General features: G+C 70.7%; 16 protein-coding genes. 6 read left to right on the forward strand and 10 right to left on the reverse strand.

Features of this window, described 5'->3' with window-relative positions; all coding sequences use genetic code 11:
* Positions 1-120: 120 nt before the first annotated feature.
* The 4 genes from rlmB to DEJ14_RS16445 are packed head-to-tail and all read right to left on the reverse strand — an operon-like array spanning position 121 to position 4,302.
* Positions 121-1,131, reverse strand: a complete 1,011-nt coding sequence (rlmB, locus tag DEJ14_RS16430) for a 23S rRNA (guanosine(2251)-2'-O)-methyltransferase RlmB (protein ID WP_111085235.1) — start codon at positions 1,129-1,131, stop codon at positions 121-123.
* Positions 1,132-1,159: 28 nt separating this feature from the next.
* Positions 1,160-2,569, reverse strand: a complete 1,410-nt coding sequence (gene cysS / locus DEJ14_RS16435; protein WP_111085236.1) for a cysteine--tRNA ligase — start codon at positions 2,567-2,569, stop codon at positions 1,160-1,162.
* A gap of 18 nt (positions 2,570-2,587) precedes the next feature.
* Positions 2,588-3,778: a 2-C-methyl-D-erythritol 2,4-cyclodiphosphate synthase gene (ispF, locus tag DEJ14_RS16440; protein ID WP_111085237.1), complete on the reverse strand. Its 1,191-nt coding sequence runs from the start codon at positions 3,776-3,778 to the stop codon at positions 2,588-2,590.
* Positions 3,779-3,819: 41 nt separating this feature from the next.
* Positions 3,820-4,302 (reverse strand): CarD family transcriptional regulator, encoded by a 483-nt coding sequence (locus tag DEJ14_RS16445; RefSeq protein ID WP_017888066.1) that lies wholly within the window; start codon positions 4,300-4,302, stop codon positions 3,820-3,822.
* Between the two features lie 210 nt (positions 4,303-4,512).
* Between DEJ14_RS16445 and DEJ14_RS16450 the strand changes: the two genes are divergently transcribed.
* The gene (locus tag DEJ14_RS16450; protein ID WP_146249738.1) at positions 4,513-4,977 is read left to right on the forward strand and encodes a hypothetical protein; all 465 of its coding nucleotides are present in this window, start codon (positions 4,513-4,515) and stop codon (positions 4,975-4,977) included.
* Positions 4,978-5,082: 105 nt separating this feature from the next.
* On the opposite strand, the gene DEJ14_RS16455 is transcribed toward DEJ14_RS16450, so the two are convergent.
* Both DEJ14_RS16455 and DEJ14_RS16460 read right to left on the reverse strand, forming a co-directional pair.
* A complete protein-coding gene (locus tag DEJ14_RS16455; protein WP_111085241.1) occupies positions 5,083-5,763 on the reverse strand; it encodes a response regulator in 681 nt (226 codons plus the stop codon).
* On the reverse strand, positions 5,760-6,926 hold the full coding sequence (locus tag DEJ14_RS16460; protein ID WP_111085243.1) for a sensor histidine kinase: 1,167 nt from the start codon (positions 6,924-6,926) through the stop codon (positions 5,760-5,762). Before DEJ14_RS16460 ends, DEJ14_RS16455 begins: the two co-directional genes overlap by 4 nt.
* 146 nt (positions 6,927-7,072) lie before the next feature.
* On the opposite strand from DEJ14_RS16460, the gene phoU reads away from it, so the two are divergent.
* Both phoU and DEJ14_RS16470 read left to right on the forward strand, forming a co-directional pair.
* Complete coding sequence (gene phoU / locus DEJ14_RS16465; RefSeq protein WP_111085245.1) at positions 7,073-7,741, forward strand: phosphate signaling complex protein PhoU; 669 nt, start codon at positions 7,073-7,075, stop codon at positions 7,739-7,741.
* Between the two features lie 55 nt (positions 7,742-7,796).
* Positions 7,797-8,336 carry a P-loop nucleotide/nucleoside kinase family protein gene (locus DEJ14_RS16470; RefSeq protein WP_111085247.1) on the forward strand — a complete coding sequence of 180 codons (540 nt, stop codon included), beginning with the start codon at positions 7,797-7,799 and terminating at the stop codon, positions 8,334-8,336.
* Between the two features lie 58 nt (positions 8,337-8,394).
* On the opposite strand, the gene DEJ14_RS16475 is transcribed toward DEJ14_RS16470, so the two are convergent.
* The gene (locus DEJ14_RS16475) at positions 8,395-9,141 is read right to left on the reverse strand and encodes a phosphoglyceromutase (RefSeq protein WP_111085248.1); all 747 of its coding nucleotides are present in this window, start codon (positions 9,139-9,141) and stop codon (positions 8,395-8,397) included.
* Positions 9,142-9,186: 45 nt separating this feature from the next.
* Here DEJ14_RS16475 and DEJ14_RS16480 point away from each other — a divergent pair, with 45 nt between their 5' ends.
* Positions 9,187-9,963 carry a class I SAM-dependent methyltransferase gene (locus DEJ14_RS16480; protein ID WP_111085249.1) on the forward strand — a complete coding sequence of 259 codons (777 nt, stop codon included), beginning with the start codon at positions 9,187-9,189 and terminating at the stop codon, positions 9,961-9,963.
* 97 nt (positions 9,964-10,060) lie between these two features.
* Here the strand turns inward: DEJ14_RS16480 and ygfZ are convergent, their stop codons facing one another.
* The 3 genes from ygfZ to DEJ14_RS16495 form a co-directional block, all read right to left on the reverse strand.
* Entirely contained in the window at positions 10,061-11,155 is a 1,095-nt protein-coding gene (gene ygfZ / locus DEJ14_RS16485) for a CAF17-like 4Fe-4S cluster assembly/insertion protein YgfZ (protein WP_111085251.1), read from the reverse strand.
* Positions 11,155-11,757 (reverse strand): heme-binding beta-barrel domain-containing protein, encoded by a 603-nt coding sequence (locus DEJ14_RS16490; protein ID WP_111085252.1) that lies wholly within the window; start codon positions 11,755-11,757, stop codon positions 11,155-11,157. Before DEJ14_RS16490 ends, ygfZ begins: the two co-directional genes overlap by 1 nt.
* Positions 11,758-11,894: 137 nt before the next feature.
* Positions 11,895-12,176, reverse strand: coding sequence for a hypothetical protein (locus DEJ14_RS16495; protein WP_146249739.1), 282 nt, complete (start codon positions 12,174-12,176; stop codon positions 11,895-11,897).
* A 141-nt stretch (positions 12,177-12,317) separates the two neighbouring features.
* Between DEJ14_RS16495 and DEJ14_RS16500 the strand changes: the two genes are divergently transcribed.
* Entirely contained in the window at positions 12,318-13,001 is a 684-nt protein-coding gene (locus DEJ14_RS16500; RefSeq protein WP_111085255.1) for a response regulator transcription factor, read from the forward strand.
* Positions 13,001-13,840 (forward strand): mycothiol synthase, encoded by an 840-nt coding sequence (mshD, locus tag DEJ14_RS16505; protein WP_111085257.1) that lies wholly within the window; start codon positions 13,001-13,003, stop codon positions 13,838-13,840. The genes DEJ14_RS16500 and mshD overlap by 1 nt, the downstream gene beginning before the upstream one ends.
* Positions 13,841-13,871: the final 31 nt, after the last annotated feature.

The following is a 13,871-nucleotide window of genomic DNA, read 5'->3' on the forward strand; positions in this document are numbered from 1 at the left end:
GACTGGTCACAGACCGTCGCCTGCGGCGTCGCGGAGGGACGACTCGTGACCACCCGGCGAACACCAGCCGACGTGTCCTGACCGTTCGCGCCGACCCCCGCCGACCCCGTGCCGGTGCGGCTACTCGGCGCGACGGCGCCGGGCGACCTCCCACAGGGTGACGCTCGCGGCGATGCCGGCGTTGAGGGACTCGGTCGCACTCGAGATCGGGATCGACACGATCGCGTCGCAGGTCTCGGTGACCAGGCGCGACAGGCCCTTGCCCTCGGAACCGACGACGATCACGATCGGGCGGTCGGCGAGCGCGAGGCCGTCGAGCTCCACGTCGCCGTCGCCGTCCAGACCGAGGACGAACAGGCCCATCGACTTGAGGGACTTCAGCGTCTGGGTGAGGTTCGGGGCCATCGCGACGGGCGTGCGGGCCGCGGCGCCGGCCGAGGTCTTCCACGCCGACGCGGTGACGCCGACCGAACGACGCTGCGGCACGATGACGCCGTGTCCGCCGAACGCGGCCGTCGAGCGGATGATCGCACCGAGGTTGCGCGGGTCGGTGATGCCGTCGAGCGCGACGAGCAGCGGGACCTGGTCGCGCGAGAAGGCCTGCTCGACGATGTCCTCGGACACGGCGTACTCGTACGCCGGAACCTTGAGCGCGACGCCCTGGTGCACGCTGTCGTGGCCCGTGATGCGGTCGAGCTCGGGGCGCATGAGCTCGATGATCGGCACGCTGCGGTGGTTCGCGAGCGTCAGGATCTCCTTGACGCGGTCGTCGACCTCGATGCGTGACGCGATGTAGAGCGTCGTCGACGGGGTCTTCGTGCGCAGCGCCTCGAGCACGGAGTTGCGTCCGGTCACGAGCTCGGAGTCATCGGTCTTCCGGGCCGGCGGGCGACCGGTGCGGCCCTGCGGGGTGCTCGAGGAACCGTGACGGCCCTTGGCTGCCTCGAAGCGGTCCTTCGCCGCCTTGCGCTTGCCGGCGGGGTGGTACGGCCGGTCCTCGGCTTTCGGGGTCGGCTTGCGACCCTCGAGCGCCTGGGCACCCTGACCACCGGAGCCGACCTGCTTGTTGCCCTTGCGACCGGTGCGGACGGCGCCGGGCCGACCCTTCTTGCTTCCCGAGACGTTCTTCATGCGTAGCTCCTGTTCGGCACTGCCGTGTTCAGGCGATGCTCCAGCGTGTTCCGGACGGCGTGTCCTCGATCGTGATGCCCGCGGCGGCGAGGTCGTCGCGCACGCGGTCGGCCGCAGCGAAGTCCCGTGCTGCCCTGGCGTCCGCGCGCTCCTGCACGAGGCGTTCGACGAGAGCGGCGAGCGGGCCTGCCGAGGTGTCCTGACCGCCCCCCGACCAGTGGGCGGCTCGCGGGTCGATGCCGAGGACCTCTACCATGGCGGCCACCTGATGGTACGCGACCCCGAGCGTTTCCGCATTGTCGGCGTCCAGGGCAGCATTGCCGGTACGCACGGTCTCGTGCAGGACGGCCAGCGCCTGGGGCACTGCGAGGTCGTCGTCCATCGCGGCGGCGAAGGCGTCCGGCACGGCGGGAGCGTCGGCGAGGTGCACTCCTTCGAGCCGCACCTCGGCCCGCTGCAGGAACCCGTCGATGCGGTCGTAGGCGGCCTCTGCCTCGGCCAACGAGCCGTCGTGGTGGTCGATCGAGGAGCGGTAGTGCGCAGCGCCGAGGAAGTACCGCACCACGGCCGGACGGGCAGCGGCGAGGAAGTCGGCGGCGAAGATCGAGTTGCCGAGCGACTTCGACATCTTCTGGCCCTCGACCGTGACGAGCCCGTTGTGCAACCAGTACGACGCGAACGGGTCGCCCGCCGCCGTGGACTGCGCGAGCTCGTTCTCGTGGTGCGGGAACCGCAGGTCGAGTCCGCCGCCGTGGATGTCGAACGCCGGACCGAGGTACCGCCGCGACATGGCGGAGCACTCGATGTGCCAGCCCGGACGACCGGGACCCCACGGGGAGTCCCACGACGCGGTCGACGGCTCGCCGGGCTTCGCACCCTTCCAGAGCGCGAAGTCGCGGGCGTCCCGCTTGCCGCGGGGGTCGGCGTCGGCGGCTTCGACCATGTCCTCGCGGCGCTGCCGGGTCAGGGCGCCGTAGGACGGCCAGCTGCCGGTGTCGAAGTAGACGTCGCCCGAGTCGTCGGCGGCGACGTACGCGTGACCGCGATCGATGAGCTCGGTGATGATGTCGTGCATCTGCGGCACGCTCGCGGTGGCGCGCGGCTCGTAGGTCGGGGGCAGGATGCCGAGGGCGTTGTACGCGGCGGTGAACTCGAGCTCGACGCGGTAGGCGCGGGCGAACCACGCTTCGTCGGTGCCGGCGGCCAGGTCGAGCACCTTGTCGTCGATGTCGGTGACGTTCCGCACGAGGGTGACGCGCAGCCCGCGGTACGTCAGCCAGCGGCGCCAGATGTCGTAGACCAGGGCCGAGCGCAGGTGCCCGATGTGCGGCGACGACTGCACCGTCGGACCGCAGACGTAGACGCTGACGTGTCCGTCGACCAGCGGGACGAGGTCGACGACGGCTGCGGCGCGGGAGTCGTAGAGGCGAACGGTCACGATCCCAAGCCTAGGACGTCAGGCCGGACGGATGACGGCCGTGGCGATCGCGGCGAGCCCCTCGCCCCGGCCGGTGAACCCGAGGCCGTCGGTCGTCGTGCCGGACACCGCCACCGGGGCACCGACGACGGCGGACAGGGCGTCCTGCATCTCGGCGCGACGGGCCCCGATGCGCGGCTGGTCCCCGATGACCTGCACCGTGACCGACACGGGTACGAGGCCGGCGTCGGCGAGCAGCCCGACGGCACCGCGGATGAAGACGTCCCCCGCGGCTCCGGCGTAGGCGGGGTCGGCGGTGCCGAACGTCCCACCGATGTCACCGAGGCCACCCGCGGACAGCAGCGCGTCGCACACCGCGTGCGCCACGGCGTCACCGTCGCTGTGCCCGGAGAGGCCGGGTTCGCCGGGGAAGTCGAGCAGGCCGACGCGGCACGGCGACTCGACGTCGAACGCGTGCACGTCGACCCCCAGCCCGAAGCGGACCGCCGAGGCAGCGGAGTCACCCGAGGCCGTCGCGCGCGACCGGACGATCGACTCCGCCCGTCCGAGGTCCCACGGGGTCGTGATCTTGAAGGCATCGGCGTCGCCCGGGACGAAGCGCACCGTGCCACCAGCCGCCTGGAACACGCCGGCGTCGTCGGTCTCGGACTGCGTCGACACCGCGTACGCCCGTCGGAGTGCGTCGAGCGGGAAGCCCTGCGGCGTCTGGACCCCGACGAGCGCTGATCGGTCGACGGTCTCGACGACCACGTCGCCGGACACCCGCTTGACCGTGTCGGTGACGGGCAGCGCGGGGACGACGCCGTCACCAGTGCCGGCCGCGACCGAACCCTCGACCGCGTCGAACACCCGGTCGAACTGCGCCGCCGGCGTGAGGCACCGCGCCGCGTCGTGCACCAGCACCGCGGTGACGGAGTCCGGCAGCACGCCCAGGCCGACCTGGACCGAGCCGTGGCGATCCGTGCCTCCCGGAACCACCGCCGTGTACGCAACTGCAGCGCCCGCGACCGAGGCGACCACCTGACGGCAGTCCTCGAGCAGCGCCGACGGCGCGACCACGACGACCAGCGTCGGGGACGACAGCGTGAACAGCGGCTCGAGCGCTCGCGCGAGCATGAGCCGTCCGGCGACGGGGACGAACGCCTTCGCGGTGCCGATGCCGAGCCGGGTGCCGGACCCGGCTGCAACGACGACGACCGCCCGGTCCACCCCTTCGGGGAACCGTGCGGTCGTCGTGGTGTGCAGTGCGCTCAGGACGCGAGGACTTCGTCGAGGACGGTCGATGCCTTGTCCTCGTCGGTCTTCTCGGCCAGGGCCAGCTCGGAGATCAGGATCTGCCGTGCCTTGGCCAGCATCCGCTTCTCGCCCGCGGACAGGCCGCGGTCCTGATCGCGTCGCCAGAGGTCGCGGACGACCTCGGAGACCTTGATGACGTCCCCGGAAGCGAGCTTCTCGAGGTTCGCCTTGTACCGGCGCGACCAGTTGGTGGGTTCTTCGGTGAACGGCGCCCGGAGGACCTCGAACACCTTGTCGAGCCCTTCCTTGCCGATCACGTCGCGGACTCCGACCAGGTCGACGTTGTCCGCCGGTACCTCGATCGTCAGGTCACCCTGCGTGACCCGCAGTTTCAGGTAGACCTTTTCCTCGCCCTTGATGACGCGCGTCTTGACTTCAGAGATGGTTGCCGCCCCGTGGTGGGGGTAGACGACGGTCTCGCCGACCTCGAATTGCATGTATCAGGCTCCGTTCCCAGACTTCCAGTTTACCACAAGGGGTGTTCGGGTAAGGGGACCCTCAGCACTGGGGGCGTCCCGGTGATCGCTAGGATGGACCGGGACCGTCCGGTCCTCATCGACTTACGGAGGAATCTCTTGCGAGCTCGGGTACTCGTGTCCGTCGCCGTTGCGGCAACCATCGCGCTGGGCGCCACCGGGTGCGAGTTCATGTCGCCTGCGCACACCGTCGACATCAAGCAGATCACCGACGGTGTGAACGTCTCGACCGGCAAGGTCGACGTGCGGAACGCCATCCTCATCTCGGACGACGGCGAGGGCGCGCGCTTCATCGGCACGCTGGTGAACAACTCCGACACCGACGGCATCACCGTGTCGGTCGAGATCGGTGGCGACACCGAGACCGTGCTGGTGCCGGCGAACTCGCACGTCGACCTGGCGAACGACTCGCAGCACGACACCCTCGACTTCGACAGCGCAGACGCCGAGCCCGGTTCGCTCGTCAAGGTGTACTTCTCGTACCCCGACGCCGAGGGCGTCTCGGCCAACGTGCCGGTGCTGACCACCTCGCAGGAGGAGTACGCCACCCTCGCGCCGACCTCGACCCCCGAGCCGTCCGGCCAGATCACGCTGCCGGTCGAGACCCCGTCGGCCACGCCGACGGACGGCGAGTAGCCGCTCCGCGCACGCGCCACCGTCGCAGCGCGCAAGCGCCACGCTTCGCACGGGAGGACCGGTGCTGGTCCCAGGGACCCGCACCGGGCCTCCTGTCCGTCCGTCTCAGGCCTCGATGCGGTACCCGAGACCGCGGACCGTCACCAGGATCTCCGGGGTCGACGGAACGCGCTCGATCTTCGAGCGGATGCGCTTGATGTGCACGTCGAGCGTCTTGGTGTCGCCGAAGTAGTCGGAGCCCCACACCCGGTCGATGAGCTGCCCACGGGTGAGCACCCGGCCGGCGTTCCGGAGCAGCAGCTCGAGCAGCTCGAACTCCTTGAGCGGCATCGCCGTCTCCGACCCGTCCACCGACACCGTGTGCCGCTCGACGTCCATCCGGATGCCCCCGACCTGCAGGATCCCGCTGTCCGCCGGGTCGTCCTCGGTGCGGCGGCGCAGGACGGCACGGATGCGGGCCAGCAGCTCGCGCGTCGAGTACGGCTTCGTCACGTAGTCGTCCGCGCCGAGCTCGAGCCCGACGACGATGTCGACCTCGGAGTCCTTCGCCGTCAGCATGATGATCGGTGCGTTCGACCGGGTCCGGATCTGGCGGCACACCTCGGTGCCGGAGAGCCCCGGCAGCATGAGGTCGAGGAGCACCAGGTCCGGGTTCTCCGAGTCGAACTTCGACAGCGCGGTCACGCCGTCGGCCGCGACGGAGGTCTCGTACCCCTCGCGCTGCAGCAGGAACTCCAGGGGCTCGCTCAGGGCCGGCTCGTCGTCGACGATGAGGATCTTGGTCACGATGGCTGCTCTTCCAGTTGCTCTTCGAGTGCGGTGGTCAGTTCGGTGTCCGCCTCGGGCAGGCGGATGGTGAAGGTCGAGCCCTTGCCGGGCTGCGACCAGACGCGGACGTCGCCGCCGTGGTTGCCGACGACGTGCTTGACGATGGCGAGCCCCAGGCCGGTGCCGCCGGTGGCGCGCGACCGGGCGGGGTCGACGCGGTAGAAGCGTTCGAACACCCGGTCGAGGTCGGCCTCGGGGATGCCGACGCCCTGGTCGGTGATCGCGATCTCGACGAAGCCCTTCGCGGACCGGACGCCGACGCCGACGCGGGTGCCGTCGGGCGAGTACTTCACCGCGTTGGCGATGAGGTTCGAGACGGCGACCTGCAGCAGACCCGGGTCGCCCATCACCCGGAGCTTCGACTTCTTCGCCCGGATGATCTCGATCGAACGGGCGCGCGCGACGACCTCGTTCGCGTCGACCGCGGCCTGCACGATCTTGTCGACACCGGTCTCCTCGCTGTTCTCCAACGCGTCGACCGACTGCAGCCGGGACAGCTCGATGATGTCCTTCGTCAGGGCGCCGAGCCGCTCGGACTCGGTGATGAGCTGCGCCGCGAACTTCTTGACGTGCTCCGGGTCGTCGGCCGCGATCACGAGCGTCTCGGACAGCAGGCCGATGGCGCCGATCGGGGTCTTCAGCTCGTGCGAGATGTTGGCGACGAAGTCACGGCGCACCTCGTCGATGCGCCGGCTCTCGGTCAGGTCGTCGGCCGTGATGAGCACGTACCGGTTGCCGAGCTGCGCGGCGCGGAAGCTGAGGTAGCCGATGAGCTCCCCGTGCCGTCCGCGCGGGAGCTCGAGGTCCTCCGCCCCCATCTCGCCGCTCTTGCGCACCCGGTCGACCAGGTCGAGCAGCTCCTGGTGCACGAGCCGGCGCCGCACGACGAGCCCGACGGTCAGTGCCTGGGGCGATGCGGCCACGACCGTGTTCGACGGGTCGATGACCACCGCCGGGTTGTGCATCGTCGCGATCACCGCTGCGACGCCGTCCGGCAGGGTGCGTTCCGCCACGTCGGCAGCACGTGCCGTGCGCTCGGCGGTGATGATCAGCACCACGACGCCCGCGCCGAAGACCCCGCCGAGGAGCATCGACAGTGGCACGAGCCACGCGTTGTCCATGTCGCCAGTGTAGGGATGGTCATGCGGGGTTCCGGTACCGTTCACCCGCCTCGGAAGGCCGGATCGCGAAGCGTTCAGCCCCACGTCACCGTTCGTTCACCTGGGCTGACGACACTCGTCCGGTACGCAGAGAGAGGTACTCCCCCATGCGCGAAGTCTTCCAGCAGGAACTCCAGGACGTCCAGGAGCGACTGACCGAGATCGCAGGACTCGTCGAGTCCGCCATCACCCGGGCCACCCAGGCCTTCAGCGACTCCGACGTCGCCCTCGCCGAGGAGGTGATCGCCGACGACCAGAAGATCGACGAGGCCGCCAACAGCCTCGACGAGATCGCCATCGACATCCTGGCCCGCCAGGCACCGGTCGCCCGCGACCTGCGCGTCGTCGTCACCGCCCTGCGCGTGAGCTCCTCGCTCGAGCGCATGGGCGACATGGCCGAGCACATCGCCCAGCTCGCCCGCCAGCGCTTCCCCGAGAAGGTCGTGCCGAAGGGCCTCCGCGGCACCTTCAAGGAGATGGGCAAGCACGACGTCGCGATGTCGCAGAAGCTCACGCGACTGCTCGCAACCGAGGACATCGCCCTGGCGGCGGAGATCCGCGACGAGGACGACGCCGTCGACGAACTGCACGCCAGCGTGTTCGACTTCGTGCTCGGCGAGGCGTGGAAGGGCGGGCCGATCGACACGGTCGACGCCACCCTGGCTTCCCGCTACCACGAGCGCTTCGCCGACCACGCGGTGTCGATCGCCAAGAAGGTCGAGTACCTGGCGACCGGCGACTGGACCGGCGCGTCCACCTCGACCGCCGCGGTCTGACCCGGTTCGGTCCGGTCGGGACGCTCGGGCCGCTCGGTTCTGCGAGGATCGTGCCATGGCTCAGGTCGCGATCATCGTCAACGGCATGCCCGGTTCCGGCAAGAGCACGATCGGCACGGCGCTGGCCGAGGTGCTCGGCTGCCCGTTCCTGTCGAAGGACCGGATCAAGGAGCCCCTCGCCGACATCGTCGGGCCGATGATCGCGTCGCGTCCGCTCGGTGGCATCGCGATGGACACCGTGTGGGCGATGGCCGGCGCGGTCGAGAACGGCGTCGTCCTGGACGCGGTCTGGGTCACGCCGGAGAGCCGGGACTTCCTCACCGCCGGGCTCCTGACGGCCGGTTCACCCCGTGCCGTCGAGGTCTGGTGCCACGTCGACCGCGCGACCGCCGACGAACGTCTGCGTGATCGCTACGAGCCGGACGCTCCGCTCCGGCACGAGGTCCACGGCGACCTGGCGTCGATCATCGACACCTGGGACACCCTCGGTCCCACCGCGGGACCGACCGGGCTGCTCCCCGTCGTGCGAGTCGACACGACGAAGCCCTACGACGTCGGTGCCCTCGTGCAGGAGATCGCGTCGCACTTCGTCTGACCGGCCGAACGACGAACGCCCCGCCCGGAGACCGGACGGGGCGTTCGTGTGTGCGGTGCTACTTCTTGGCGCCCTGGGCGGCCACGGCGGCAGCGCCGGCGGCAGCGGCCTCGGGGTCGAGGTAGTACGCCGGCTTCGTCGGCCGGAAGTCGTCGTCGAGCTCGTACACCAGCGGGATGCCCGTCGGGATGTTCAGCCCGGCGATGTCGTCGTCGGAGATGTCGTCGAGGTGCTTGACGAGCGCGCGGAGCGAGTTGCCGTGGGCGGTGACCAGCACGGTCTTGCCCTCGCCCAGGTCCTTCGTGATGTCCGACTCCCAGTAGGGGAGCAGTCGGTCGATCACGAGCTTGAGCGACTCGGTGCGCGGCAGCTGGTCGCCGAGTTCGGCGTAGCGGCGGTCGCCGGCCTGCGACCACTCGGCGCCGTCGGCGATGGGGGGCGGCGGGACGTCGAACGACCGGCGCCACTCCATGAACTGCTGCTCGCCGTACTCGGCCAGCGTCTGGGCCTTGTCCTTGCCCTGCAGGTCGCCGTAGTGGCGTTCGTTGAGGCGCCAGTCACGCTTGACCGGCAGCCAGGCGAGGTCGGCCTGGAGCAGCGCGATGTCGGCCGTCTGGATCGCGCGGGTGAGGAGCGAGGTGTACAGGACGTCGGGGACGATGCCCGATTCGGCGATGAGGTCGCCGGCGCGCTTCGCCTCCTTCTCGCCCAGCTCGCTGAGCCGGACGTCGACCCAACCGGTGAACAGGTTCTTCTGGTTCCAGTCACTGTTTCCGTGACGGAGCAGGACGAGCGTGGAGGTCATGCTGCCGAGTCTACCGAGCGTCGGCAGGCCCGTACCCTTGACGTCATGCCCATCGGGAACGTGACGCGCGGGACGACCGGGTACAACCGGCTCCGCCGTGTCGACCGGTGGATCGCATCGCTGCCGGCCCTCCGCAAGGCCGACGACCCGCTGGTCGCCGACGTCGGGTACGGGGCCTCGCCGACGACGACGCTCGAGCTGCGCGACCGTTTGGCACTGGTGCGTCCGGACGTCGAGGTGACCGGCATCGAGATCGAACCGGCACGCGTGACGTTCGCGAACGCGGGCACCCGCGACGGCGTAACGTTCCGGCTCGGTGGCTTCGAGACGCCCACGCCCGGGCAGCGCCGACCCGCCGTGATCCGGGCGTTCAACGTGCTGCGGCAGTACGACGAGTCCGCGGTGGTGGCGTCGTGGCGGATCATGCAGGACCGACTGCAGCCCGGCGGCGCGCTGGTCGAGGGGACGTGCAACGAGGTCGGGCGGGTGGCCTCGTGGGTGACGCTCGACGAGCACGCACCGGTGTCGTTCACGGTGTCGCTGCGGCTCGCCGGACTCGACGTGCCGTCGATCGTCGCCGAACGGCTGCCGAAGGCGCTCATCCACCGGAACGTGCCTGGTGAGCGGGTGCACGCGTTCCTACGCGACCTCGACCTGTCGTGGGCGATCGCGGCGCCGCTCGGCACGTACGGGCCCCGGCAGCGGTGGATCGCCACGGTGCGCGGGATGCGTGACCGCGGGTGGCCGGTGCTGCACGGGGTGACGCGCTGGCGGCTCGGTGAGCTCAGCGTGCCGTGGTCCGCGGTCGAGCCCGCCACCTGAGGGGCGAGTCTCGCGCGCAGCGACTGCTCTCGCGCTCCGGGGCCCGAGAGGTGTCGCTCAGGCCGAGTCTCGCGCCAGCATCGACCCGAGACGGCGGCTAGGACCGCTTGACGGCTCCGAGCCGGGGCAGCCGCGGGACGTTCGCCGTGGCGCCGGCCTCCGGCGGGACGATGGTCTCCTGCGCCGCCGTCACCACGACGTCGTCGGCGGTGAGGGTCAGCGTCGCGGTGGGGTCGAGCGAGCGCTTGACCACGGCCAGCCCGATCGGGCCGAGCTCGTGGTGGACCGCCGAGGCCGACAGGCGCCCGACTTCCTTGTCGCCGAGCATCACGGGAGTCCCCGGAGCCGGCAGCACGGCGTCGGAGCCGTCGAGGTGCAGCTGCACGACACGACGCGGCGGGTGCCCGAGGTTGTGCACCTTCGCGACGGTCTCCTGCCCGCGGTAGCAGCCCTTCGTCAGGTGCACGGCGGAGCGGAGCCAGTCGAGCTCGTGCGGGATGGTGCGCTCGTCGGCGTCGGACAGCGTCGGACGCCAGGCGGCGATCCGCAGCGCCTCGTACGCGAGCAGCCCCGCGACGGGTTCGTCCGACGCAGCGATCGCGGCCGAGGTGCCGGGCGTGACCACGGCGATGCGGAGGGTCCAGTCGGAGCCGGGATGGGCCTCCTGGGCGGCGTAGCTCCACCCACCGGGCGTGACGGCCGCCCACGGGTCGACCCACTCGACGACGGGCGGGTCCGGCAGGACGGTCGACGCGAACGGGGCGGCCTCGCCGAACCAGCCGAGGGTCGCGAAGTCGGCCGAACGGTCGGCGACCTCGACCCGGAGCATGAAGCGCATCGAGTCGAGCCAGGCGGCGAGCGGTGCCGCGTCCTGGGGCTCGGTGAGGAGCCACACGACCGCACCGTCGTCGACCACGCGGGCGGCGTGCTCGACCCGGCCGGACTGGTCGAGCACGAGAGTCTCGGTGCTGACACCGGTCGGCAGACCGGTCAGCTGCTGCGAGGTGATCGAGTTGAGCCACGACAGACGGTCCGGGCCGGAGACGGTGACGACACCGAGACCGAGACCGACGACCGCGCGGCCACGGGCCAGCAGCCGCTGCTCACCCAGGGGGTTGCCGAAGTGTGCTGCGGGCGCGCCCGGCGCATCTGATGCCGCGACGAACCCGTCGCGCACCACGAACGCCGACATCAGTCGACCTTCGCGAGCTGCCCCGAGGCGTGCGAGGTGAGTTCGCGACCGAGCGCCGCGATGTCCCACGCCCAGAACAACTTGCCCTCGACCAGGCCGTACAGGCGGGTCGCGGCGGAGTAGTCCTTCGCGTTCGGCGAGCGCATCACGGCGTCGGTGGCCAGATCGATCCGCCCCTTGAGCACACGGCCGACGTAGAGCTCGTTGACGCCCGTCGGGTGCACGATCGCGGCTTCGACGTCGAAGCCGTCGGTGGTGTTGCGCAGCGCCTCGACGCTCTCGACGGTGCTGAACGGCGTCGGCCCCTCGCCCAGGAGCATCGCGGGGCCACGGTCACCGGGTTCGGTCGGACGGTCGATCCGCCAGTAGCCCATCTCGGCGGCGAGCGGGGTGTGGTCGTCGTCGAGCAGCCAGGTGGTGGATGAGTAGTTGAGGTACGGCAGGCCGTCGTGGCTGAAGCTCACGCGCTGGCCGAACTCGTAGGTGCGGGGCGCTTCTTCGTCACCGACGGGGTACTCCACGACGCCGGTGCCTTCCCAGACGCCGACGAGCCACGACAACGGGACCAGTTCGGGCGCCAGGCCCTCGGGGAGCTCGATCAACGCTGACCCTTGAACAGCTTCACGACGACGACGACCGAGATGAACGCGATCGCGAGCGACGCCAGACCGAGGAGGCCCACGTAGAACAGCTCGAGCGCAAGCAGCGAATCCATGCCCTGGAGTCTACGCGGCTCGGCTCAACGCGCCAGGAGCACCACCGCGGTGACGAGGACCACGACGAAGGCACCGGACGACGCGATGCTGATCCGTTCGACCAGCCCGTCCTTCGTCGCGGTGATGAGCTGGAGCACGAAGCTCACCATCACGCAGGCGACGAACACGAGCAGCAGCCAGGCGAAGGCGTCGCGCTCGGCGAGCGCCAGGACGAGCACCGCCCCGGCGACGCTGAGGATCCAGACCGGCAGGACGGACGTCAGCTTGAGGCGCCGCTGGTCGGTGGGCTGCACTGGCTGGGTCACGCGTTCCATCATGACAGGGGTCACGCCCGGCGCGCTTGCGGGTTGTGGGTTGCGGCTTCACGCGCAAACCGTCCGGCCGGATGAGGACTTCCCGAGCATCACTAGGATGTGTCCACGACGTCATCCACCTGCGGAGGTCCTGTGGCACAGCTCCTGGTACTCACCTCGACCGCGCCCGGCGACGTCCTGCCGAGCCTCGGTCTCCTGAGCCACAGGATCCGTCACGTGCCGGCCGAGGCCGCACAGCTGGTCAACGCGCCGCAGAGCGACCTGATGTTCGTGGACGCCCGCACCGACCTGGTCAGCGCGAAGGCCCTGTGCAAGATCCTCGCCTCGTCCGGCTCGACGACGCCCATCGTGCTCGTGGTCACCGAGGGCGGGCTCACCGCCGTCAACAGTGACTGGAACGTCGACGACGTGGTGCTCGAGAGCGCGGGCCCGGCCGAGATCGACGCGCGCATCCGCCTGTCCGCGGGCCGTGCGGCCAAGGGGCAGTCCAGCTCGAAGATCCAGGCATCGGGTGTCGTCATCGACGAGGCCAGCTACTCGGCGAAGGTCCGCGGCCGACCGCTCGACCTGACGTTCAAGGAGTTCGAGCTCCTCCGGTTCTTCGCCACGCACCCGTCCCGGGTCTTCACGCGCGAGCAGCTGCTCAGCGAGGTCTGGGGCTACGACTACTTCGGCGGCACCCGCACGGTCGACGTGCACGTCCGACGTCTCCGCGCCAAGCTCGGCGACCTCGAGTCGCTCATCGGCACGGTCCGCAACGTCGGGTACCGCTTCAACGTCTACGACGACGAGGCCGAGCGCCTGATGGGCCAGTAGTGCCGGACCTCGCACGGTTCGTGGTGCCCGGTGAGGCGCCGCCGTTCTCCGACCAGACCCTGGTCGACGTCCGCGCGGGGCGCGCGACGGTCCTCGAGGCCGACGACGGGGTCGCCGTGGTCCGTGACGGCGAACTGGAACTCGTGGTCGACCGGGAGGCCCGTGGCCGCGGCACCGGCACCGCCCTCGTCACGCAGGCGCTCGCGCTGGGCGGCGGGGCCGCTCCTGTGCTCGCCTGGGCACACGGGGACCACCCCGCAGCGCGGGCCCTGGCCGATCGGTTCGGCTGGCGCGCGGTCCGCACCCTGCTGCAGCTCCGGGCGCCGATCGACGGTGGCGCGCCGTCTTCGGACGCGGCTCCCGTCGACGTGCCGGCTGGGTACAGCCTGTCCGCGTTCCGACCCGGCACCGAGGACGAGGCCGACTGGCTCGCCCTGAACGCCGCGGCCTTCGCACACCACCCCGAGCAGGGGCGGATGACCATCGACGACCTGCACGCCCGCGAGTCGGACGCCTGGTTCTCCGGCGAGGACCTGCTGTTGCTCCGCGACGCCTCCGGGCAGCTCGCCGGCTCGTGTTGGCTCAAGGTCGAGGACGGCATCGGCGAGTTCTACGCCGTCGCCGTCCGGCCCGACCTGCAGAGACAGCGGCTCGGCGGGGTGCTCATGCGCGCGGGGACCGCTCGGTTGACCGGGCGTGGGCTGACCGCCGCTGCACTGTACGTCGAGGGCGACAACGAACCCGCGCTGGCGCTCTACCGGCGATCCGGGTTCGAGCAGTACGCGATCGACGTGCAGTACGCCGCGCCGGAGCAGGCGGAGGCGCCGACCGGCCGGTAACATTGCGTGGTCGGCGAGGGGTCGGCCAGCG

The organism is Curtobacterium sp. MCJR17_020 (assembly GCF_003234365.2).
GTDB lineage: Bacteria > Actinomycetota > Actinomycetes > Actinomycetales > Microbacteriaceae > Curtobacterium.